This is a genomic window from Oceanobacillus sp. MO10714A (assembly GCF_037072045.1).
In the GTDB taxonomy this organism is placed as follows: domain Bacteria; phylum Bacillota; class Bacilli; order Bacillales; family Amphibacillaceae; genus Oceanobacillus; species Oceanobacillus indicireducens.
The window spans coordinates 33,758-58,038 of record NZ_JAXHDC010000017.1 but is presented as its reverse complement, the minus strand read 5'-3'; the positions used below and the strand labels follow the sequence as shown (position 1 = coordinate 58,038).

The window sequence follows — 24,281 nt, the reverse complement described above, 5'->3', positions numbered from 1 at the left end:
GTCTTTTTGTATTTTGTGCGCCCCAGCAAGCAATTAATTGCTAGTTGATGGGGGAACGGGTGGAGAAATTCTAAGGTTGAAGCCCTGTGACTGAGTGCGTGCGAGCAACCTAACAGGTCGTAATATAAATTATAACTAACGTTTAATTCTAGTTGTTATTTGGGAAAGGTGTTTCATATAATTGACTAAGGATAATATATAGAAAAGAGGATACGATAGATGGAAGTATTTTTACAGAATATAATAGGGGAGCATTTTTATATTATCGTAACAAGGTTACTCGTTGCTTTAGTATTATCCGGAATAATTGGCTTTGAACGGGAGTGGAATAATCACTCTGCAGGATTTCGGACTCATATATTAGTGGGTGTCGGTGCAAGCCTGATGATGCTTTTATCAATATTTGGTTTTCTTGAATTTCTGGAGCACTATGATAATGTACGCTTTGATCCGGCCCGTATCCCTTCTTATGTGATTAGCGGGATAGGGTTTCTTGGAGCGGGGACGATTATAGTATATGGAGGAACGATTCGAGGGCTTACTACGGCGGCATCCATATGGGCTGTGGCAGGTATTGGGCTGGTTGTAGGCGCGGGAATGTATGGTCCAGCCATTGTTGCTACGCTGATCATTTTAATTAGTTTAGTTGTGTTGAATAACCTTGAAAGATTGCTTCCTTCCCAGCGGAAGTACACAAGAATTGAAATGGTTGTAGAGCGCAATATAAAAGTTCACCAGCTTGTTGAAGTAGCAGAAGCTTATGATGTGAATATTATTGCAGTGGAAGTGGAGAAAATGGAAAGGGATCTCCGAAAAATTTATTTTAAGATGAGAAATATGGAAGGTACCCAGTTACTTGCATTATTTGAAGAAATATCAGAATTAGAAGGAGTAAATAATATTAGTCAATTGGAAAAGTGATGCCGTATAAGTTAAGCGGTAAAGTTAAACAAGGGAGAGACTTTTCCATTTTAACTGGCCCTTTATTATTTTAAACTCAAATTTCCTCTTCTCTCCGTTTATTTTCATGAAAAGTGTCTAGAATAGAATATTGGTTATTACTTTTCAACGGTTACATTTTGGCGTATAATTAATTTATAGTCAAAGATAGTCAAAGTCAATGTCATTCCTTTTGTTCCGGCATAGCTAGAAATGAGTGATATGTAAGGAGAGGGGAATTCTTAGCAATGAGCAATATTTCAGATATTATTGAAGCATATCTAAAAAAAGTACTACATTCCACAGGAAAAAATGCAATTGAAATTAAGCGGAATGAAATTGCGGATCAGTTTGAGTGTGTGCCTTCACAGATTAATTATGTGATTAACACAAGATTTACAACGGAAAAAGGGTATATTGTAGAGAGTAAGCGTGGTGGTGGGGGATATATACGGATTATTCGTGTAAAACATGAAGACAAGGCGGAATTGATTGATGGCATTATTAAAATGATTAATCCAAGTATTTCACAGCAGGCAGCAATTCATGTGCTGGAGCGTCTGCGGGAGGAAGAAATCATTACGAATCGAGAAGAAAAGCTGATCTATAGTGCGATTGAGCGGACGACTTTACCATTTCAACTACCGGAACGTGATCAAATTCGAGCACGTATTTTAACGGCGATGCTTAATACTCTAAAATACTATAATTAACTCTATTGTGTTGAGAAGGGGGAAGATGCGTGTGGAATGTCAAGAGTGCCAAAAGCGGCCAGCTACGGTTTACTTTAAACGAGTAATAAATGGGGAGAAAAAAGAAGTCCGTGTGTGCGAAGTTTGTGCTCAGGAAAAAGGTTATATGCAGTCTCAAGATCAAGGCTCTTCTCTCCATGATTTACTTACTGGATTATTTAACTTTGATTCGTATCCATTTGGAGCCCACGTGGCTGATACAAAGCAAACGAAAGAGCTGCAATGCCCGAATTGTAAACTGACCTTTTCCACTTTTAAGGAAATGGGCAAATTCGGTTGTGCAACCTGTTATGAAACTTTTTCGGAAAGCTTAAGCCCGATACTACGACGGGTCCATGCCGGAAATACAACACATGCTGGTAAAATACCAAAGCGAACAGGTGGAAATATACAAAAAAAACGTAAATTAGAGGAATACCGTAACCAGATGAAGAAGTTAATAGAGCAAGAGGCTTTTGAAGAAGCCGCAGTACTCCGAGATAAAATAAAAGCGTTGGAAACGGATGAAGCAGTTAAGAGGGGGGAGAGTGAAGGATGACATTGGAGCACTTTCTAAACGAAGCGATTAGTCCGTGGATGCGAGAGGAGGGTGCTGATAGTGATATCGTGCTGAGCAGCCGGATTCGTTTAGCTCGGAATTTCGCTAATGTTACCTATCCCATCCTAGGCAAAGAAGAGGAATTAAAGAAGGTTCATGATTTCATGAAACAGACATATAATGAATCTTCCTTCCAGGATTACACAGATTTTTACTTTTTATCAACAAAGGATTTATCGGAAATAGAGAACCAGATACTCATAGAGAAGCATCTTATTAGTCCTAGTCTAGCAAGATATCCGCAGTCAGCAGCACTTATTTCTAAAAATGAGCAGGTCTCCATCATGATCAATGAAGAAGATCATTTGAGGATTCAACTTTATTTACCCGGATATCAACTTACTGATGGTCTGAAACAAGCTTCAGAGCTAGATGATTGGATAGAAGAACGGATTGATTATGCGTTTGATGAGAATTTCGGGTATCTAACGAGTTGTCCAACGAACGTGGGTACAGGAATGCGGGCATCCGTGATGATGCACTTGCCGGCCCTTGTTATCACAAAGCAGATGAGCCGTATGATTCCCGCGATTAACCAGTTCGGTTTAGTCGTAAGGGGGATATACGGGGAAGGCAGTGAATCTCTAGGTAATATATTCCAAATATCTAATCAAATTACCCTTGGGAAATCAGAGAAGGACATTATCTTTGACCTGGCAAGTGTTGTCAAGCAACTGATTGAGCAAGAACGACTTGCCCGGAGCTATATTACCGAACAACTTGGAGTCAGTCTGGAAGACCGCATTTTCAGGTCTTACGGAACACTGAAGAACGCCCGAATCATCGAATCAAAGGAAGCTGCTAAATGCATTTCTAACGTGCGTTTAGGTATAGACTTGGGTATTATTGAAAATATATCTAAAAATATATTAAATGAATTAATGATTTTAACGCAGCCAGGATTCTTACAATATTATGCTAATAAACGCTTGACACCACGGGAGCGCGATGTATTTCGTGCTTCGCTCATCAGAGAAAGACTTGAATTAGAGAAATAGGAGGGATGCCAGATGATGTTTGGAAGATTTACAGAAAGGGCGCAAAAGGTACTTGCGCTATCACAGGAAGAGGCAGTTCGTCTCGGACATAATAACATTGGAACAGAGCATATTTTGCTCGGGCTTGTTCGCGAAGGCGAAGGGATTGCCGCTAAAGCGTTGCAATCATTAGGCGTACAAGTGGAAAAAATTCAAGAAGAAGTGGAGAAATTAATCGGAGTCGGTAAACAGCCGATGCAATCAATTCACTATACTCCCCGGGCAAAAAAGGTTGTGGAATTATCACAAGATGAAGCACGTAAGCTTGGTCATTCCTATGTAGGAACGGAACATATTTTACTCGGTCTTATCCGTGAAGGGGAAGGTGTGGCAGCACGTGTCCTCAACAATCTCGGTATAAGCTTAAATAAAGCTCGTCAGCAGGTTTTGAAGCTACTTGGTAGTAATGAGTCTCAAGCTGGCAGAAGAGGGCGTGCAGGGCAACAATCGAATGCAAGTACCCCAACACTAGATTCCCTTGCAAGAGATTTAACTGTAAGTGCAAGAGAAGGTAAAATTGATCCGGTTATTGGTCGTTCTAAGGAAATTGAGCGTGTCATTCAGGTGTTAAGCCGCCGGACGAAGAATAATCCTGTATTAATTGGAGAGCCGGGTGTCGGTAAAACAGCTGTTGCTGAAGGCCTTGCCCAGCAAATTATCGATAATGAAGTACCGGAAACGTTACGTGATAAGCGTGTTATGACGCTTGATATGGGAACGGTCGTTGCAGGGACGAAATACCGTGGGGAATTTGAAGATCGATTAAAAAAAGTGATGGAAGAAATTCGTCAAGCCGGAAATGTTATTCTTTTCATCGATGAATTGCATACATTAATTGGTGCGGGGGGAGCGGAAGGTGCAATTGACGCATCCAATATTTTAAAACCATCCCTTTCCCGTGGAGAAATTCAGTGTATTGGTGCAACGACGCTAGATGAATACCGAAAATACATTGAAAAAGATGCAGCACTTGAACGTCGTTTCCAGCCAATTCAAGTAGATGAGCCATCTGTTGAGGAAACGATTCTCATCTTAAAAGGTCTGCGTGACCGCTATGAGGCCCACCACCGCGTAACGATTACGGATGAAGCGATTGAAGCAAGTGCGAGCCTTTCTGATCGTTATATTACAGACCGCTTTTTACCGGATAAGGCGATTGACTTAATTGATGAGGCCGGTTCAAAAGTTCGTCTTCGTTCCTACACGATTCCACCGAACTTAAAGGAATTAGAACAAAAACTGGCTGACGTAAGGAAGGAAAAAGATGCAGCTGTCCAGAGCCAGGAATTTGAAAAAGCAGCATCTTTACGCGATACTGAACAGCGTTACCGGGAAGAACTCGAGAAGACGAAAAATGAATGGAAAGAGAAGCAAGGTCAAATGGATTCTGAGGTAACTGTTGAAGACATTGCGAGCGTCGTATCGATTTGGACTGGTGTTCCTGTAGCTAAGCTTACGAAGGATGAATCGAAACGTCTACTTGATATGGAAGAAATACTCCATGAGCGTGTTATTGGTCAAGAAGAAGCGGTGAAAGCTATATCGACTGCAATACGCAGAGCTCGCTCAGGACTGAAAGATCCGAAGCGTCCAATCGGTTCATTCATCTTCTTGGGTCCTACTGGTGTCGGTAAAACAGAGCTGGCAAGAGCCCTTGCTGAAGTGATGTTTGCTGATGAGGATGCGATGATACGCGTGGATATGTCGGAGTATATGGAGAGGCATTCCACTGCTAGATTAGTCGGATCACCTCCGGGGTATGTCGGTTATGAAGAAGGCGGACAGCTAACGGAAAAAGTACGCAGAAAACCTTACTCCGTTGTTCTTTTAGATGAAGTGGAGAAAGCCCACCCGGAAGTGTTCAACATCCTGCTTCAAGTTCTGGAAGATGGACGCTTAACCGACTCCAAAGGAAGAACGGTTGATTTTCGTAACACGGTTATCATTATGACGTCAAATGTCGGTGCAAGTGAACTGCGCCGTAATAAATTTGTCGGCTTCAATGTTGCGGATGAAAGCCAGCAGCATGCTGATATGAAGTCGAAGGTCATGGATGCGCTGAAGAAAGCCTTCCGTCCAGAGTTTTTAAACCGGATTGACGAGACAATTGTCTTCCATTCCTTAGAGAAGAAACATATGAAAGATATTGTTGTACTCATGCTGGAAGAGTTAAAAGAACGATTGCAACAACAAGAAATTGAACTATCAATGACAGATAAAGCAATCGAGAAAATTGCTAACGAAGGATTCGATCCGGAATACGGAGCAAGACCATTAAGACGCTCCATTCAGCAAAATATTGAAAATATGTTATCAGAAGAATTACTGAAAGGAACAGTCGAAAAAGGCAAGACCGTGAAAATCGGACTAAATAATAAGGGCGAATTCATCATACTAAAATAAAACAGCACGACTATCATAGAAAAGCTAGAAGAGCCACCTCTTCTAGCTTTTACTACACTCGAACCCGAGTTCCGCAGTTCAAAGCGCACTTAATTATATTTTTTTACAATATAAGAAACTACTAGGTAAATAAGTAGATACAAAATCAATTTTAAACGTACTTCCAGGAGATCCCCATTACACCGAAGACTCCTGCAGGAAGAGAGGCATATCAGCCGCTTGCGGGAAGCGAAGGTGTAAGGGGGCAGCATGAGCTCTGGACCTTCAAGGGAGTTAGTAACATGCATTTATCACCGAATGTGGCATAATTTAGGAAGATAGTTGTGAAATTGAAACTATTATGTAACCTATGAGAATCAATATTCGTATACAATAGAAGAAGGGACCGAATGAGTTTGGCTAAACGCAAGAATACGTTTGTCTGCCAAGACTGCGGCTATGAATCTCCGAAATGGATGGGGAAATGCCCGGGCTGTGGTAACTGGAATACGATGGTTGAAGAAGTCCAGGCTGGAGCTAGCGGCGGCAGGCATGTCACGACCGGTAAGCGGACGGTCAGTAAACCAGAACCGATTACACAACTTGAATCACAGAAAGAACCACGAATTACAACCGAAATGCGAGAATTCAACCGTGTACTAGGCGGTGGGATTGTTCCTGGTTCACTCGTATTGATCGGTGGGGATCCAGGGATTGGGAAATCGACATTGCTGTTGCAAATATCAGCCCAGATCGCTAAGAAAAAAATGCGTGTCCTCTATATATCAGGAGAAGAATCAACGAGACAAACGAAACTTCGAGCAGATCGTCTAGGTGTCCAAGAAGCGGAATTATACGTATTAAGTGAAACCAATTTATACGATATTGGTCAACAGATTGAAAAGCTGAAACCAGAACTTGTCATCGTTGATTCGATTCAAACGATCTACAGAGAAGAAGTAACGAGTGCACCAGGAAGCGTTTCCCAAGTACGGGAGAGCACCGGGGAACTTATGCGGATTGCTAAATCTAATCATATATCTGTTTTTATTGTGGGGCATGTTACGAAGGAAGGCGCTATTGCTGGGCCAAGATTGTTGGAACATATGGTAGATACAGTTTTGTATTTTGAAGGGGAACGACATCATACTTACCGGATTTTACGGAGTGTGAAAAACCGGTTCGGCAGTACACATGAGATGGGAATTTTTGAAATGCGTGAAGAAGGGTTACGTGAAGTCTTGAACGCTTCGGAAATTTTCTTGGAAGAGCGAAAGGCAGGAACAGCAGGTTCTACTGTCGTTGCATCGATGGAAGGGACGCGTCCTATTTTAGTAGAAATTCAAGCTTTAATATCACCTTCCAGCTTTGGAAATCCACGTAGAATGGCAACCGGGATCGATTCGAACCGTGTTCCGCTGCTCATGGCTGTATTGGAAAAAAGGGTCGGCTTCATGCTGCAGAACCAGGATGCTTATTTAAAAGTAGCCGGTGGAGTGAAGTTGGATGAGCCTGCAATTGATTTAGCGATTGCGATTAGTATAGCATCAAGCTTCCGAGACCAGCCGACAGAACCAAAGGATATTTTTATCGGCGAAGTTGGGCTGACTGGAGAAATTAGGAGGGTGTCCCGGATTGAACAACGTGTACAAGAAGCGGCTAAACTCGGCTTCGAGCGCGTTATTTGTCCACAACATAATTTGGATGGTTGGACGGTACCGAAGGATATTCAAGTAGTTGGTGTTTCCACCATTCAGGAAGCATTAGAAATTGGACTTGCAAGGTGATTTTATCGTTTTTAGTGAAGAAATGAGCTTATCTCTCCTATCCGTAGGGTTATAAATGAAAAATAAAGGTAATAATAAACTTAAGGAGGTGAGAAAATGTTGAAGAAGGTTGTTCGTATCTTTTTTATTGTTCTTGGGGGAACGATTGGTTTTCTATACATCCCCATGATTATTGATTTATTGAATATAGATATGAACTTGCTGAAAAACCCATATTTAGGCATGGCCTTAGGTGCAATTATTTTATTTTTACTCTCCTATGTTATTGTGGATCATGTAGTAAACTTTTTTAAATGGATAGAAGATACCCTGATTAAGCTGCCGGCAATGGATTTACTATTTGGTAGCTTAGGAATGATTGTCGGACTCGTCATATCTTATCTCGGTACGATGCCGCTCCAGGATATCAATATCCAAGTAGTCTCCCAGGTACTGCCGATTTTCATCACGATTATCCTTGGTTATTTAGGTTTCCGTGTCGGTTTTCGCCGGCGGGAGGAATTCTCCAGTTTATTGCGGACAGGGAAAAAGGATAAATTGAAAGAAACTACTGATGAAGGTGACGCGGAGCAAAAAGATGAGGTGCCGAAACCGAAAATACTCGATACAAGTGTTATAATAGATGGCAGGATTGCCGATATTTGCAGTACAGGGTTTCTGGAAGGGACATTAGTGATTCCTCAATTTGTATTAGGAGAGCTGCAGCATATTGCTGATTCGTCGGATGCATTGAAACGCAATCGAGGCCGGCGTGGACTCGATGTGCTGAATCGTATTCAAAAGGAATTACCGATTAAAGTAGAAATCTATGAAGGTGATTTTGAAGAGATAGCTGAAGTGGACAGTAAATTAATCAAACTTGCTAAAGTGACGGATGGAATTGTTGTAACGAATGATTTCAACTTGAATAAAGTGTGTGATCTGCAGCGTGTTCCTGTGCTCAATATTAATGATCTTGCAAATGCAGTAAAACCTGTCGTCCTTCCGGGAGAAGAACTGGTCGTCCAAGTAATCAAGGACGGGAAAGAACAGCGACAGGGGATTGCTTATTTGGATGATGGAACGATGATTGTTGTAGAAGAAGGCCGTGACTATATTGGGAAAACAATTGAAGTCATCATTACAAGTGTCCTGCAGACTTCCGCAGGTAGAATGATCTTTGCAAAACCAAAAACACTTGAAAAAGCACTGTAAAAACGGTATAACTTATTAAGGATAATACTTGAAAAGTGATAACATGTATATTGTTATCACTTTTCAAGCATTCACGGTCTGGAATCCCTCTAAACATGAGTATTTAATTAAGAGGAAGATAAGGGGGAAAGTCCGTAAATACGTTATTCTGTTCAACTATCTTTCAATGGGAGTGAAAGACGCCCCCATTTGAGTGAGGTTTACTATATCACTCATGTTACGGTACATATTTTTTAAAAAGAGAGGGGAAACATCATGACGAATGAGGTTCGGGTACGCTATGCACCAAGCCCTACAGGTCATTTGCATATTGGTAATGCAAGAACAGCATTGTTTAACTATCTGTTCACAAAACATTATAACGGGAAATTTATTATTCGAACGGAAGATACTGACGAGAAGCGAAATGTGGAAGGGGGCGAAGAGAGCCAGCTCCGCTATTTGAAATGGTTAGGTATCGAGTGGGATGAAGGACCGGATATTGGCGGAGAGTACGGCCCATACCGTCAGACCGAGCGTCTTGATTTATACGAAAAATATGTAGACGAGCTCTTGGAGCGTGGCCTTGCATATAAATGCTATATGACGGAAGAAGAGTTAGAACAAGAGCGGGAGGAGCAGAGAGCGAAAGGCCAGGTGCCGAAGTATTCTGGTGCTCATCGCAACCTGACGGACGAGCAAATTGCAGCATTTGAAGCGGAAGGCAGACTTCCGAGTATTCGTTTCCGTGTCCCTGAAAATGAAACTTATACATTCCATGATCTTGTACGTGGCAATATCACATTTGAATCTAGTGATTTTGGTGATTGGGTAATCGTGAAAAAGAACGGTATTCCAACCTATAACTTTGCCGTTGCGATAGATGATCGTTTAATGAAAATCACTCATGTGCTCCGTGGAGAAGAGCATATTTCTAATACACCGAAGCAAATGATGATTTTTAATGCTTTCGGATGGACTGCTCCAACGTACGGTCATATAACGCTGATCTTAAATGAGAACCGGAAGAAGTTAAGTAAGCGGGATGAACATATACTACAGTTCATAGAGCAATATCATAATCTTGGTTATCTGCCGGAAGCGATGTTCAACTTTATTAGTTTGCTTGGATGGTCTCCTGTTGGCGAAGAAGAGATTTTCGATAAGGACACGTTAATTGATATCTTTGATCCGGATAGATTATCGACTTCTCCTGCAATTTTTGACCAGCAAAAGTTGAAGTGGATGAACGGAGAATACATTAAGAATGTCGATCTTGAAAAAGTAATCGACCTTGCCATGCCGCATTTAATTGCTGCTGGAAAATTACCGGAAAATATGGATGAAGAAAAGCGCAAGTGGGCGGAGAATGTGATTGCACTTTATCAGGAACAATTGGGTTATGGTGAGGAAATTGTCGAATTGACTGAGTTGTTCTTCACAGAGGAAATTAATTATAACGAAGATGCAATTAAAGTTCTTGAAGAAGAACAAGTCCCAGAAGTTCTTCAAAGCTTCAAAAATAAGTTGGACACACTCGAATCCTTTACGGCTGACGAGATTAAAGCCCAGACGAAGGCAACACAGAAAGAAACTGGTTATAAAGGGAAAAAATTATTCATGCCGATTCGTGTCGCAACGACTGGCCAAACCCATGGTCCAGAACTTCCACAAGCAATCGCACTACTTGGTAAAGAAGTTGTCATGATCCGTCTAGACAAAGTCCTCGAGGAAACAACAGCAAATTGATTGCAGAGCTTTCCGGTTCACAAAATTGGAAAACTGTAATATAGTAATAGTAAATATTGGAGCGTTGAAGAGGAAAAGTAGGAATTTCTTCGTTTATCCAGAGAGAATCACCTTGGCTGCGAGTGATTTTAAACGAAACTTCCGAAGTGCCCCTCTGAGTCTATTATGGAAATAAAGTACATAATAGCGGAACTCTACCGTTACCAAGAGCCTAAGTTGGAAGGAAGCAATTCCTTCAAACAGAGTGGAACCGCGCTTAAGCGTCTCTGTCTAATGCAGAGACGCTTTTTTTATGTTGATTAATTCAATTCACTAACTAGGGTTTAAGCAAGTCATGTAAAATGCTCTTATTCTATAACGAAGGGTGGTTTGACAATGGGTATATTTCAGCGGATGAAAGAAGATATGGATGTTGTCTTTGACCAAGATCCCGCTGCACGAACTTATTTTGAAATTTTTTTAACCTATTCCGGACTCCATGCAATATGGTTTCACCGGGTTGCCCATGCGTTTTATAATCGGCGACTGTTCTTCCTGGCCCGTGCCATTTCACAAATCAGCAGATTCCTGACCGGAATCGAAATTCATCCGGGGGCAAAGATTGGTAGACGCCTATTCATTGACCACGGAATGGGAGTAGTAATTGGCGAGACTTGTGAAATCGCTAATAACGTAACGATTTACCAAGGAGTTACTCTTGGGGGGACTGGTAAAGAAAAAGGAAAGCGCCATCCGACGGTAAAGGATAATGCCCTCATATCGACGGGGGCAAAGGTTCTTGGGGATATCACGATTGGAGAAAATGCAAAAATTGGTGGCGGTTCCGTCGTTTTAAAAGATGTTCCTGCCAACTCCACAGTAGTCGGAATTCCTGGTAAAGTGGTCATCCAAGACGGAGTACGCGTAAAAGACTTGGAACATCATAAATTGCCGGACCCGGTTGCTGATCGGATTGAACAGATGCAACAAGAAATTGATACACTACAAGCAGAGATTGAAAAGCTGAAGAAGGGGAGTCATTTCCAACATGTCGATTAAATTATTTAATACGTTAACTCGAGAGAAAGAAGACTTTAAACCAATAGAACCAGGGAAACTTAAGATGTATGTTTGTGGTCCAACCGTTTATAACTATATTCATATCGGGAATGCCCGCCCTGCGATTGTGTTTGATACGGTGCGACGCTATTTTGAATATAAAGGTTATGAAGTTGATTATGTACTAAATTTTACCGATGTCGATGATAAGATCATTCAAGCGGCTGAGGAGAGCGGCGAGGATGTTCGGACACTTGCCGACCGGTTTATCGATGCATATTTAGCCGACGTGCAGGCACTAGGAGTTAAAAAAGCGACACATCACCCGCGTGTAACAGAAACAATGGATGATATTATTGCCTTTATCGAAGGTTTGGTTGATAAAGGCTATGCTTACGAAGTGGAAGGCGATGTGTATTTCAAACCGCGTTCCTTTGAAGGATACGGAAAGCTTTCCCATCAGTCAATTGATGAGCTACGAGTAGGGGCAAGAATTCAAGTTGGGGAAAAGAAGGAAGATCCACTTGACTTCGCGCTTTGGAAACAAGCGAAGGATGGAGAAGTTGCATGGGACTCTCCTTGGGGAGTGGGAAGACCAGGCTGGCATATCGAATGCTCGGCTATGGCGAAGAAATATCTCGGTGAAACGATTGATATCCACGCAGGTGGTCAGGACTTAACTTTCCCGCATCATGAAAATGAAATTGCTCAATCGGAATCGATGAATGATAAACCTTTTGCGAATTACTGGATGCATAATGGTTATATCAATATCGATAATGAAAAGATGTCGAAGTCTCTCGGAAATTTTGTTTTGACGAAAGACTTAATTAAGAAACATGACCCTGAAGCGTTGCGCTTCTTTATGTTGAGTGTTCACTACCGCAACCCGATTAATTTCACGGAAGAATTATTGGGTAGTGCAAAAAACAGTTTAGAACGAATTAAAACGGCTTATCATAATTTGGAACATCGGAAGCAAACAAGCATGAATCTTGTCGATAACAAGGAAGAGTGGCTCAAGAAAATCAAGCAGTTCACCCTTGATTTTGAAAAGGAAATGGATGATGATTTCAATACAGCCAATGCGATTTCCGTATTGTTCGATCTTGCAAAAGAAGCGAATATTTATCTCGACCAAGAGCAGACTCACACGTCCGTACTCGAAGCTTTCCAGGAAACGATTGTCACCCTGCTTGGAATTCTCGGTATTGATCTGGAGGAGGAGCAGGAACTCTTGGACGAAGAGATTGAAACGCTGATTGAAGAGCGGAATGAAGCAAGGAAAAATAAAGATTATCAACGTGCAGATGAAATACGGGACCTTCTAAAAGATAGATCAATTATTTTAGAAGATACCGCGCAAGGAGTCCGCTGGAAAAGAGGCTAAGCATGACACTTGAAGCAAAACAAATGAATAGTTTAGCACTTGCTTATATAGGTGATGCTGTTTATGAAGTGTATGTCAGGGAACATTTACTTAAAACGGGTCAGGTCAAGCCCCATCAATTACATCAGAAGGCTGTAAATTTCGTGTCAGCCAAGGGGCAGGCCGCCGTATTGTTTAATTGGTTGGAAACCGGAATGCTTTCTCCGGAAGAAGAGCGCATTGTCGCCAGAGGGAGAAATGCAAAGTCCGGCTCCATTCCTAAGAATAGCAGTGTTCAGACGTATCGCCATAGTACAGGTTTTGAAGCGTTGTTAGGCTATCATTATATCGACCAAAATGAAGACAGACTGTATGAATTGATGCAAGCTGCTGTAACATTCATTACAACAACAATAGAGGAGAGGAAGAACAACAATGAGTGATGAAATAATCATAGGTAAAAACCCCGTCCTCGAGGCACTTTCCTCGGGGCGTTCGGTAAATAAAGTGTTTGTTGCCGAGCATTTGAATCCCAATACCATAAAGAAAATAAAGCAGCTTGCGAAAGAGGCTGGAACAATCGTTCAGCACGTTCCAAAAGCGAAACTCGATAGTATCTCTAATGGAAATCATCAAGGAATAGTTGCATATGTTGCTTCTTATGATTACGGAAACTTGGAAGACCTTTTCGTGCGAGCAGAACAAAGAGGAGAAGATCCCTTTTTTATTATCTTGGACGAGCTGGAAGACCCGCATAATTTAGGTTCTATTTTACGAACGGCGGACGCTACAGGTGTCCACGGTGTAATTATTCCGAAACGCCGCTCTGTTGGTTTAACAGCAACTGTTGCGAAGACGGCAGCAGGAGCAATCGAACATATTCCGGTCGTCCGGGTAACGAATATTGCGGATACAATCGATGAGCTGAAAGAGAGGCACGTTTGGGTCGTAGGCACAGAAGGGGAAGCAACCGAAGATTACCGCAGACTAGACGGAACCATGCCAATTGCAGTTGTTATTGGCAATGAAGGAAAAGGCATTTCACGACTCGTGCGAAAGAAATGTGATTGGACAGTGCGTATTCCGATGTCTGGTGAAGTTTCCTCCTTAAACGCTTCCGTTGCCTGCAGCTTATTATTATATGAGATTTACAGAAAGCGAACCCCACTAGGTGAGAGCTGATGAATATATTATTAGTAGACGGGTACAATATCATCGGGGATTGGGAGGAACTGCAACATTTACGCGATAAAGATATGGCGGCGGCACGGGACCTCCTTATAGAACGGATGGCTGAGTATCAGGCTTTTACCGGGATGAGGGTCATTGTTGTATTTGATGCCCACGAGGCCCCGGGGCGGGAGAGCAAGCTGAAGCAATTTAAAATAGAAGTTATTTACACAAAAGAAAATGAAACAGCGGACGAACGGATTGAACGTTTAATCAAGAAATTAAAAAATGTAAAAACACAAGTTTATGTAGCAACCAACGACTATACGGAACAACGAACGATTTTCGCTCAAGGAGCATTACGTATCTCGGCCCGTGAGCTAAAAGCTGACCTTCGCGATATGGAGAATGAAATCGATGAGCGCTTGAAGGAGCAAGAGAAGAAGCAGCCACAAACAAAGATTATCCTCGATCAAGAGATTCTGGAGCGTTTTGAAAAAATGAGAAGGGGAGAAAATTGAGAAAATAGATTCTTTTCTCCTTTTTATACTAAAAAAGCTCTTGCTATATTGACGAAACCATTACTCCTGTATATAATAACGTTTACAGCTAGCTTATCATATGTGAACGGGGGTAATTCTTGGTGGAAGTCAAGCAATTGGACATAGAGTATTCAGGCTTACACATGCTTGATGATGAAAAACTTATTCATTTAGTTCATCAAGAAGATAAACATGCGCTAGATTTTCTAATCAACAAATACCGCAACTTTGTCCAAGGTAAGGCACGGACATACTTCTTGATTGGAGCAGATCGTGAAGATATCGTTCAGGAAGGAATGATAGGTCTTTACAAAGCAATTCGTGACTATGATAAAGAGAAGCTTTCCTCTTTCAAGGCCTTTGCAGAGTTATGTATCACCAGGCAAATAATTACCGCAATCAAAACTGCCACAAGGCAAAAGCATACCCCGCTAAACTCCTACGTTTCATTGGACAAGCCTATTTTTGATGAAGAATCAGATCGAACACTAATCGATGTAATTGCAGGTTCTAGATCTGTGGATCCTGAAGAATTATTGGTGAATCAAGAGAAACTAGTAGACATGGAGTTAAAACTTTCAGAATTATTAAGCGGGTTTGAAAAGCAAGTCCTTCATCTCTATCTTGATGGGTGTTCCTATCAGGAGATATCTACGAGTTTAGGACGTCATCTCAAGTCGGTAGATAACGCCCTGCAACGAGTGAAAAAGAAGCTGGAGCAACTGATTAAACAAAACGAAATAAAGAGCTGATAGAAAGAGCCGTTGACAGAGAGATAGGAAACGTGCTACATTATTAGTTGAAAAAATACCCTGTTAGTGGGATGATAAGATGAGTAAGAAGATAACTTTAGCATGTGCTGTTTGTTCAAGTAGAAATTATTCAACAAACAAAAATGTATCCACAACATCTACCAGATTAGAAATGAAGAAGTTTTGCAAGCACTGTGGGGAACATACATTACATCAAGAGACAAAGTAGCGCATGAGGTGGAGCTTGGGGGGTACAAAGAATGTTTAAATTCTTAAAGAATGTTTCAAGGGAAATGAAAAAGGTAAGCTGGCCAACTGGCAAGGAACTAAGAAGTTATACCGTAATTGTATTAACGACTGTTATTTTGATCGCCATCTTCTTTTTCATTGTTGACTTCGGAATTTCACAGCTTTTAGAACTTCTTTGAATAATAATCCGTTAACTATGCTATAATGAAAGTAAATATACATTCAAAAGAAAACCCGCAACCAGTCGGGTTTTTCATGTTGGGATAAAACGGGCGTACCCCAATCATATTACCTAAGGGAGGGAAAGGGCAGACTGTCCTGATTAAATGGAGAAAAATTGGTATGTTGTGCATACGTACTCTGGTTATGAGAATAAAGTAAAGATCAACCTTGAAAAACGAGTGGAAACGATGGGGATGCAAGATAAAATATTCCGCGTCGTCGTACCTGAAGATGAAGAAACAGAAATCAAAAATGGAAAAAAGAAAGTAGTTAAAAAGAAATCATTCCCTGGTTATGTTCTCACGGAAATGGTGATGACGGACGACTCCTGGTATGTTGTACGGAATACACCAGGTGTAACCGGATTTGTCGGCTCGAGTGGTCACGGGACAAAACCAACCCCGCTACTGCCAGATGAAGTGGATGCCGTGCTGAAAAGAATGGGCGTCCAAGTATCTGAAGTACAGGTTGACTTTGCCTTGAAAGAGAATGTCAAGGTAAAAGAAGGGCCGTTCGCGGACTTTGAAGGGACAATTGAAAATATTGACCTGGATAAACAAAAACTAAAAGTTCTAGTCAATATGTTTGGTAGAGAAACACCAATCGAACTAGACTTCACACAGGTTGAGAAATTATAAAACAAAGGCGGAAATGCCTTTACAGTAAGTTTTGCGATTCATATCGCGACGGTTGGGGCTGCGATTACTCGACCCACCACCGAAGGGCGTTTATACTAGAACGTCCAATTGTCGCAGCAACATACGAACTTTTCCTTCTAGGACGGTAGGTAGTTCGATGTTTTAGGCTTTTTAAAAGAAAATAAAACTGTCCCTTGCAATTTTATAATATACATGGTAGAATTTCTATGTTATTTATGTGCTTCAATGTTGAAGTGCTTGAGTAAGAGTGGGAGGGGAAAACCCTAATACCACATCACGGACTTTAAGGAGGTGTGTCTCGTGGCTAATAAAGTAATCAAATTAGTGAAATTACAAATCCCAGCTGGTAAAGCTACTCCAGCACCACCGGTTGGACCAGCACTTGGTCAAGCGGGTATTAATATCATGGGATTCTGTAAAGAGTTCAATGCACGTACACAAGAACAGGCAGGTTTAATTATCCCTGTAGAAATTACGGTGTTTGAAGACCGTTCATTTACATTTGTTACGAAAACTCCACCGGCAGCAGTTCTGCTTATGAAAGCGGCAGGAATTAACGCTGGATCTGGTGAGCCAAACAAAACAAAAGTGGCTACAGTTAAGCGTGATGAAGTAAAAGAAATCGCAGAAACAAAAATGCAAGACTTGAACGCAGCGGATGTTGAAGCTGCTATGCGTATGGTTGAAGGTACTGCCCGAAGCATGGGTATTACAATCGAAGACTAATTTCGGAACTTAGTTAGCTGTGGTCTCCCTGTGAAATCACAGCTATTTCACAAAAGTGTAAGCGGCTGTTTAGGGGCGTACAGGCTGCGCTCGCAGGAGAGTGAGTGGTTCGTGAGCGTACGAACATCCCTATCCGAATAAGATGAAGGAAACTTGGGCGACTAAGTCTCACAAAGACTGCTCGGCAAGTCTTCTTTATTGATTGAAGGATTGTGCAGTCTATCAGTCCTTAGTCGCTGAAGCTAGACGAATCGAAACTTTGTGCGTGAAAGACAAAGTGAAGGACTTTGCTGACAGAAGGTCGGAAGGAAGTTCTCTATGGCTTTTATACGTGGGAGGTATAACCGCTAATACCACAATAGAGGAGGATATATAATGGCAAAAAGAGGTAAAAAGTATCAAGAAGCAGAAAAGCTAATTGATCGTTCAAAAACATACGAAATCAATGAAGCTATTTCCCTTGTTAGGCAAACTGCAAAAGCGAATTTTGACGAGACAGTGGAAGTGGCATTCCGTTTGGGAGTAGATCCAAAGAAAGCGGACCAACAAATCCGCGGAGCAATGGTTCTACCACATGGAACTGGTAAAACACAACGCGTTCTTGTTTTCGCAAAAGGTGAAAAAGCAAAAGAAGCAGAAGCTGCAGGAGCTGACTATGTAGGTGAAGCAGAATTCATCGAGAAAATCAACGGTGGTTGGTTTGATTTTGATGTAATTGTTGCGACTCCAGACATGATGGCTGAGGTAGGTAAACTTGGTAGAGTGCTTGGACCTCGTGGTCTAATGCCTAACCCGAAAACTGGAACAGTAACATTTGAAGTGGAAAAAGCAGTCAATGATATTAAAGCTGGTCAAGTGGAATATCGTGTTGATAAGCAGTCTAACGTTCATGTTCCGGTCGGTAAAGTTTCTTTCGAGGACAACAAGTTAGTTGAGAACTTGGAAGCAATCATTGACCAGATTGTTAAAGTGAAACCTCAATCTGCAAAAGGTGAATACATGAAGAACGTATCTGTTGCTTCAACAATGGGACCTGGCGTTAAAGTTGACGTTTCTCCATACAAATAAAAAAACATTGACTTGAATCAAGTCGTTTGATATACTGATTACGTTAAAAAGAATACGTTATACCGTAGACAGCAGGTGCGATTTATCGCTTAATTTCCCGCCGAGGTGTTTTATAAATATCGATCCAAGTACGTTTATTTGGGTAGTGATATAAAGCTCTCATGTCTAACTGAGAGCTTTTTTTATAGACTTGATACGGCAAATGCTAGAAGAACGGTATGGTATAAGTAATTAGGAGGTGGAACAATGTCTAACGTATTGGAACAAAAGAAACAGATTGTACAAGAAATTGCAGATAAGTTCAAAGAAAGTCAATCGTCTGTTGTAGTTGACTATCGCGGACTTGACGTTGCGCAAGTTACTGAATTACGTAAACAACTACGTGAAGAAGGTATAGAATTCCACGTTTATAAAAACACGATGACTCGTCGTGCGGTGGAAACTGCGGAATTAGATGGTCTAAATGATGTACTTACTGGACCGAACGCAATTGCATTCGGTAAAGATGATGTCGTAGCACCGGCTCGTATCCTTAACAACTTCGCTAAGGAGAATGAAGAGCTCGAAATCAAAGGTGGCGTTATCGAAGGGGAAGTAGTTACTTTAGAACAGATTAAAGAACTTGCTGACCTACCGAACTACGAAGGTATGGTTTCTATGTTACTCAGCGTGCTACAAGCACCAATCCGCAACCTTGCTTATGCAGTTAAGTCTGTTGCTGATAAAGAAGAGGAAGAACAAGGCGCATAATGCCAGAACGTATAAAAATTACAATTAATTAGGAGGATTTAAATCATGACTAAAGAAGAAATGATTAGTGCGATTAAAGAAATGTCCGTTTTAGAATTAAACGACTTAGTAAAAGCTATTGAGGAAGAGTTTGGCGTAACTGCTGCTGCTCCAGTTGCAGTTGCAGGCGGGGCTGCTGGTGGCGGAGCTGCTGAAGAGCAATCAGAATTTGATGTTGTTCTTACAGGAGCAGGCGCTTCTAAGATTAAAGTTGTTAAAGCAGTTCGTGAAATCACTGGTCTTGGACTTAAAGATGCGAAAGACCTTGTGGATAACGCTCCAAAAGCAATCAAAGAAGGCGTAGCGAAAGAAGAAGCTGAAGAAGTTAAAGGTAAGCTTGAAGAAGCTGGCGCTGAAGTAGAAGTTAAATAAGTTTATTCTAATAAAGAGCTCGTCGTTCATGTCGACGGGCTCTTGTTCATAACATTTTTTCTTCATATATCTATTCCATTACAATCACTTCTAAGGTGCTGGCCGAAAACCTTACCTTACGCACAATAATGATAATTTAGAAGCGTGGTGTTCCGAATGACTGAGCATTACTATTCAAAAAAGCCCCATACAGACAGTTCACCAAAAACCTGGAAAGCTGAATTACGCAATCAAATGTATACTTTCACAAGTGATACGAATGTTTTCTCTAAAAACGGAATTGATTTTGGTTCACGTTTGCTGATTGAGAGCTTTAACGAGCCATCCGTTCGAGGAGACTTATTAGATCTTGGTTGTGGTTATGGACCGATCGGAATTTCTTTAGCAGGAGCTTTTCCTGAAAGAAATATAGTACTCGCCGATGTGAATGAAAGAGCAATCCGGTTAGCGGCAGAAAATGCGGAAGAAAACAATTTAACGAATGTGGAAGTTGTAAACAGTGACCGGTTTTCGGGACTGAAAGAAAGAACATTTGCTGCGGTGATCACGAACCCGCCAATTCGCGCGGGCAAGGATGTCGTCCATGGAATGTTTGCGGGTGCAGAAAGAGCTTTAGTAAAAAACGGCGAATTATGGGTAGTCATCCAAAAGAAACAAGGTGCACCATCTGCACAGAAAAAAATCAACGAACTATTTGGAAACGTAGAAGTCGTTGATAGAAAAAAAGGTTATTATATTCTAAGGGCATTTAAAGTTTGACCTGCCGGCTTCATTATGGTAACATACTATAATGCTAAGATTGGCTCCATTTGTCAAGTCCGAACGTGGATTATATGACTGTAAACGTATATTTTATCTGTGGACGGAGACAATGGATGAAGTATTCTAGAGAGCTTGATTAATATTTCTTCATATAGTTTACCAAAATTTAAACGAGTTGTACAACTGTATTTTATTTTCTTAGAAAAATACAGTGCTAAATGTAGGTGTAAACATATAGAAGAAGTGCATATGCAATAAAACGAAATTGGTTTATGTTTCCATTCTCGTTTTATTTATTTCAAGGTGCGATCGTCCGTAACCCCTCGCTGCAAAGTGGGGAGATTATCAAATCTTTTTAAGCGGAGGATACGGTAGCTGACACCATGATTAATTCAACTAACATTCAGTGGAAGAAGAGCAAAAACTTCCACTGTAATGAAGTTTTATTTTATGAAAAATCCGTAGAAGATTATCTGCGAAAACATAAGATTTTAAGGGGTGAAGCAGTTGACAGGACAACTAGTTCAATATGGCAAGCATCGCCAGCGTAGAAGCTATGCACGTATCAGTGAAGTGTTAGAGCTGCCAAATTTAATCGAAATTCAAACCGCTTCTTATGAATGGTTCATGGAAGAAGGGTTGCGGGAAATGTTCAGAGATATTTCACCGATTGAAGATTTCACCGGAAACCTTTCATTGGAATTTGTAGATTATAGTCTAGGTGAGCCTAACTATCCTGTAGACGAATCAAAGGAAAGAGATGTGACCTATAATGCCCCGCTTCGAGTACGGGTTCGTTTATTAAACAATGAAACCGGAGAAGTGAAGGAACAAGAAGTGTTCATGGGCGACTTCCCATTGATGACTGAGACAGGAACGTTCATCATTAACGGAGCTGAGCGTGTTATCGTCTCACAGCTTGTACGTTCCCCAAGTGTGTATTTCAGTGACAAATTTGATAAGAATGGTAAACGCGGTGTGCAAGCCACTGTTATTCCGAACCGTGGTGCTTGGCTAGAGTTTGAGACAGATGCAAAAGACGTCGCTTTTGTCCGGATTGACCGGACTCGGAAATTACCGATTACAGTGTTATTACGTGCATTAGGATTTGGTACAGATCAGGAAATCCTTGAATTGCTCGGTGATAATGAGTACTTGAGAAACACCCTTGAAAAAGATAATACAGAAACAACTGAAAAAGCATTACTAGAAATTTACGAACGCCTTCGCCCAGGTGAGCCGCCAACAGTTGAAAACGCGAAAAACCTTTTAGTGACACGCTTTTTCGATCCAAAGCGTTATGACCTGGCACATGTAGGTCGTTATAAAATGAATAAAAAACTAAACATCAAAAACCGTCTGTTCAACCAAGTGTTGGCTGAAACAATTGCTGACCCGGAAACTGGAGAAGTTCTTGCGGAAAAAGGCGATCGTCTAGAGCGTAAATTATTAGACAAATTAATCCCGCTTCTTGAAAGAGAAGAAGATAAGCTGGGAGAGAAAACCTTCAGCCCGCATGACGGTGTGTTAGATGAAGATATTGTACTGCAATCGATTCGAATTATTGATCCGACAGACCCGGAAGGTGAACGGGAGTTAACAATCATTGGAAACGGCGGTGTAGATAGAGATATTAAAAACATTACACCAGCAGACATCCTAGCATCGATCAGTTACTTCTTTAACCAATTGCATAATGTAGGCGATGTAGATGACATCGACCATTTAGGGAATCGTCGTTTGCGCTCGGTTGGCGAACTCTTACAAAACCAGTTCCGAATTGGTTTATCTCGTATGGAGCGTGTAGTGCGTGAAAGAATGTCTATTCAAGATACGTCAAGTGTCACGCCGCAACAACTGATTAACATTCGTCCTGTCATTGCATCGATTAAAGAGTTCTTTGGTAGTTCACAGCTATCCCAGTTCATGGACCAAACGAACCCACTAGGGGAGCTAACGCATAAGCGCCGTCTATCTGCGCTTGGACCAGGTGGATTGACTCGTGAACGAGCAGGATTCGAAGTACGTGACGTACACTATTCTCACTACGGCCGTATGTGTCCAATCGAGACACCGGAGGGCCCGAACATTGGTCTAATCAACTCCTTGTCGAGTTATGCAAAAGTGAATAAATTTGGATTTATCGAATCCCCTTATCGTCGCGTTGACCCTGAAACCGGTCAAGTAACAGATCAAATCGATTATCTGACGGCTGATGAGCAGGATAACTATATTGTTGCACAAGCGAACGCTCCATTAGATGAGGATAATCGCTTTGTCAATGAAGAGGTAATTGCTCGTTTCCGTGAAGATAACATCGTCGTATCTCGCGAAAAGATCGATTATATGGATGTGTCGCCAAAGCAGGTTGTTTCTGCAGCGACGGCATGTATCCCATTCCTTGAGAATGATGACTCGAACCGTGCACTAATGGGAGCGAACATGCAGAAACAGGCTGTTCCATTACTTGTTCCGGAATCTCCAATTGTTGGTACGGGCATGGAGTATGTGAACGGTAAAGACTCTGGAGCTGCTGTCATTTGCCGCCATGGTGGAATTGTTGAACGTGTTGAAGCAAAAGAGGTTGTCGTTCGCCGCATTTCTGAAGTCGACGGCAAAGAAGTAGAAGGCGATACAGATACGTACAGAATGGAAAAGTTCCAGCGTACAAACCAAGGAACGTGTTATAACCAACGTCCAATCGTTACAGAGGGAGACCGCGTAACAAGAGGTGAAGTCCTTGCAGATGGACCATCCATGGAACTTGGAGAACTTGCACTTGGTCGTAACGTATTAGTAGGATTCATGACCTGGGAAGGTTATAACTATGAAGATGCGATCATCATGAGCGAGCGACTTGTAAAAGATGACGTATATACATCCATTCATATTGAAGAATTTGAACTAGAAGCTCGGGATACGAAGCTTGGTCCGGAAGAAATTACAAGAGATATTCCAAACGTCGGGGAAGAGGCACTGAAGAACCTTGATGAAGAAGGAATTATCCGAGTCGGGGCTGAAGTGAAAGACGGCGATATTCTGGTAGGTAAAGTAACCCCTAAAGGCGTTACCGAACTTTCTGCTGAAGAGCGTCTACTTCATGCTATCTTTGGAGAAAAGGCACGTGAAGTAAGAGATACATCCCTACGTGTACCACATGGAGGCGGAGGAATTATCCTTGACGTTCGAGTCTTTAACAGGGAAGACGGAGATGAGTTATCACCAGGTGTGAACCAGCTCGTTCGCGTCTACATCGTTCAGAAACGGAAGATCTCTGAAGGAGATAAAATGGCCGGTCGTCACGGTAACAAAGGTGTTATCTCGAAGATTTTACCGGAAGAAGATATGCCGTTCATGCCAGACGGAACACCGATTGATATTATGTTGAACCCGCTTGGAGTGCCATCAAGAATGAACATCGGACAAGTGTTTGAACTTCATCTTGGAATGGCTGCAAGACTACTTGGCCTTCATGTTGCATCACCAGTATTTGACGGGGCAACAGAAGAAGATGTTTACGCCACGATGGAAGAAGCTGGGATGGCACGAGATGCGAAGACCGTCCTTTATGACGGAAGAACAGGTGAACCATTTGATACCCGTGTATCTGTTGGAGTTATGTATATGCTAAAACTAGCACATATGGTTGACGACAAGCTACACGCCCGTTCAACTGGACCATATTCACTTGTTACCCAGCAGCCACTCGGAGGTAAAGCACAATTTGGTGGTCAGCGTTTCGGGGAGATGGAAGTTTGGGCTCTTGAAGCATATGGTGCTGCATACACCCTTCAAGAAATCCTAACCGTTAAATCCGACGACACGGTCGGCCGAGTGAAAACATATGAGTCGATTGTAAAAGGGCATAATGTCCCAGAACCAGGAGTTCCTGAATCATTCAAAGTATTGATAAAAGAACTTCAGAGTTTAGGACTTGATGTGAAAATGCTGAACAGCCAAGAAGATGAAATCGATATGCGTGAGTTGGAAGATGAAGAGGTTCAAGCAGCATCCAAACTCAATTTAGATATTGAAGAAAATTAAGATGTTATGACTATCTAAAATTAAACAGGAGTGAGAATTGATAATGGGCTATCAATTCTCCTTCTCTTATATAAATACAGCACACTAAATAAGGGAGGATTG

General features: G+C 41.6%; 23 protein-coding genes and 2 other annotated features. All 23 genes read left to right on the top strand.

The annotated features are described in order from the left end of the window. The first annotated feature begins 219 nt into the window (after positions 1-219). Entirely contained in the window at positions 220-921 is a 702-nt protein-coding gene (locus SPD53_RS10775) for an MgtC/SapB family protein (protein WP_336252537.1), read from the top strand. 266 nt (positions 922-1,187) lie between these two features. Then, the gene (locus SPD53_RS10770; RefSeq protein WP_336252536.1) at positions 1,188-1,652 is read left to right on the top strand and encodes a CtsR family transcriptional regulator; all 465 of its coding nucleotides are present in this window, start codon (positions 1,188-1,190) and stop codon (positions 1,650-1,652) included. A gap of 25 nt (positions 1,653-1,677) precedes the next feature. Continuing rightward, entirely contained in the window at positions 1,678-2,229 is a 552-nt protein-coding gene (locus tag SPD53_RS10765) for a UvrB/UvrC motif-containing protein (RefSeq protein ID WP_308425608.1), read from the top strand. Then, positions 2,226-3,287, top strand: a complete 1,062-nt coding sequence (locus SPD53_RS10760) for a protein arginine kinase (RefSeq protein ID WP_188858480.1) — start codon at positions 2,226-2,228, stop codon at positions 3,285-3,287. The genes SPD53_RS10765 and SPD53_RS10760 overlap by 4 nt, the downstream gene beginning before the upstream one ends. A 12-nt stretch (positions 3,288-3,299) precedes the next feature. Then, a complete protein-coding gene (gene clpC / locus SPD53_RS10755; RefSeq protein WP_156857293.1) occupies positions 3,300-5,729 on the top strand; it encodes an ATP-dependent protease ATP-binding subunit ClpC in 2,430 nt (809 codons plus the stop codon). Positions 5,730-6,124: 395 nt separating this feature from the next. Continuing rightward, positions 6,125-7,495, top strand: a complete 1,371-nt coding sequence (gene radA / locus SPD53_RS10750) for a DNA repair protein RadA (protein ID WP_156857300.1) — start codon at positions 6,125-6,127, stop codon at positions 7,493-7,495. 96 nt (positions 7,496-7,591) lie between these two features. Beyond that, positions 7,592-8,689: a PIN/TRAM domain-containing protein gene (locus tag SPD53_RS10745; protein WP_156857292.1), complete on the top strand. Its 1,098-nt coding sequence runs from the start codon at positions 7,592-7,594 to the stop codon at positions 8,687-8,689. 255 nt (positions 8,690-8,944) lie between these two features. Further along, positions 8,945-10,417: a glutamate--tRNA ligase gene (gene gltX, locus SPD53_RS10740; protein ID WP_336252535.1), complete on the top strand. Its 1,473-nt coding sequence runs from the start codon at positions 8,945-8,947 to the stop codon at positions 10,415-10,417. 55 nt (positions 10,418-10,472) lie between these two features. Beyond that, positions 10,473-10,688: a binding site (T-box leader), on the top strand. 104 nt (positions 10,689-10,792) lie between these two features. Next, the gene (gene cysE, locus SPD53_RS10735; RefSeq protein ID WP_198042671.1) at positions 10,793-11,455 is read left to right on the top strand and encodes a serine O-acetyltransferase; all 663 of its coding nucleotides are present in this window, start codon (positions 10,793-10,795) and stop codon (positions 11,453-11,455) included. After that, a complete protein-coding gene (cysS, locus tag SPD53_RS10730) occupies positions 11,445-12,845 on the top strand; it encodes a cysteine--tRNA ligase (protein ID WP_336252534.1) in 1,401 nt (466 codons plus the stop codon). Before cysE ends, cysS begins: the two co-directional genes overlap by 11 nt. A gap of 2 nt (positions 12,846-12,847) precedes the next feature. Further along, positions 12,848-13,267, top strand: coding sequence for a Mini-ribonuclease 3 (locus SPD53_RS10725; RefSeq protein WP_156857289.1), 420 nt, complete (start codon positions 12,848-12,850; stop codon positions 13,265-13,267). Continuing rightward, on the top strand, positions 13,260-14,006 hold the full coding sequence (gene rlmB, locus SPD53_RS10720) for a 23S rRNA (guanosine(2251)-2'-O)-methyltransferase RlmB (RefSeq protein ID WP_156857288.1): 747 nt from the start codon (positions 13,260-13,262) through the stop codon (positions 14,004-14,006). The genes SPD53_RS10725 and rlmB overlap by 8 nt, the downstream gene beginning before the upstream one ends. After that, complete coding sequence (locus SPD53_RS10715) at positions 14,006-14,515, top strand: NYN domain-containing protein (RefSeq protein ID WP_188858467.1); 510 nt, start codon at positions 14,006-14,008, stop codon at positions 14,513-14,515. The genes rlmB and SPD53_RS10715 overlap by 1 nt, the downstream gene beginning before the upstream one ends. 122 nt (positions 14,516-14,637) lie before the next feature. Next, a complete protein-coding gene (gene sigH / locus SPD53_RS10710) occupies positions 14,638-15,288 on the top strand; it encodes an RNA polymerase sporulation sigma factor SigH (protein ID WP_156857298.1) in 651 nt (216 codons plus the stop codon). Between the two features lie 79 nt (positions 15,289-15,367). Next, a complete protein-coding gene (gene rpmG, locus SPD53_RS10705) occupies positions 15,368-15,517 on the top strand; it encodes a 50S ribosomal protein L33 (protein ID WP_156857286.1) in 150 nt (49 codons plus the stop codon). 31 nt (positions 15,518-15,548) lie between these two features. Further along, positions 15,549-15,716, top strand: a complete 168-nt coding sequence (secE, locus tag SPD53_RS10700; protein WP_156857285.1) for a preprotein translocase subunit SecE — start codon at positions 15,549-15,551, stop codon at positions 15,714-15,716. Between the two features lie 147 nt (positions 15,717-15,863). Then, complete coding sequence (gene nusG, locus SPD53_RS10695; protein WP_156857284.1) at positions 15,864-16,397, top strand: transcription termination/antitermination protein NusG; 534 nt, start codon at positions 15,864-15,866, stop codon at positions 16,395-16,397. A 321-nt stretch (positions 16,398-16,718) separates the two neighbouring features. Then, complete coding sequence (gene rplK, locus SPD53_RS10690) at positions 16,719-17,144, top strand: 50S ribosomal protein L11 (protein ID WP_156857283.1); 426 nt, start codon at positions 16,719-16,721, stop codon at positions 17,142-17,144. Positions 17,145-17,519: 375 nt separating this feature from the next. Then, the gene (gene rplA, locus SPD53_RS10685) at positions 17,520-18,212 is read left to right on the top strand and encodes a 50S ribosomal protein L1 (RefSeq protein ID WP_336252533.1); all 693 of its coding nucleotides are present in this window, start codon (positions 17,520-17,522) and stop codon (positions 18,210-18,212) included. Positions 18,213-18,256: 44 nt separating this feature from the next. After that, positions 18,257-18,404 (top strand) — a sequence feature (ribosomal protein L10 leader region). 54 nt (positions 18,405-18,458) lie between these two features. After that, entirely contained in the window at positions 18,459-18,962 is a 504-nt protein-coding gene (gene rplJ, locus SPD53_RS10680) for a 50S ribosomal protein L10 (protein ID WP_156857281.1), read from the top strand. A 45-nt stretch (positions 18,963-19,007) separates the two neighbouring features. Next, positions 19,008-19,373: a 50S ribosomal protein L7/L12 gene (rplL, locus tag SPD53_RS10675; protein ID WP_156857280.1), complete on the top strand. Its 366-nt coding sequence runs from the start codon at positions 19,008-19,010 to the stop codon at positions 19,371-19,373. A 156-nt stretch (positions 19,374-19,529) separates the two neighbouring features. Next, positions 19,530-20,132, top strand: coding sequence for a class I SAM-dependent methyltransferase (locus tag SPD53_RS10670; protein ID WP_156857279.1), 603 nt, complete (start codon positions 19,530-19,532; stop codon positions 20,130-20,132). A 510-nt stretch (positions 20,133-20,642) separates the two neighbouring features. Beyond that, on the top strand, positions 20,643-24,179 hold the full coding sequence (gene rpoB / locus SPD53_RS10665; protein WP_156857278.1) for a DNA-directed RNA polymerase subunit beta: 3,537 nt from the start codon (positions 20,643-20,645) through the stop codon (positions 24,177-24,179). Positions 24,180-24,281 lie beyond the last annotated feature (102 nt).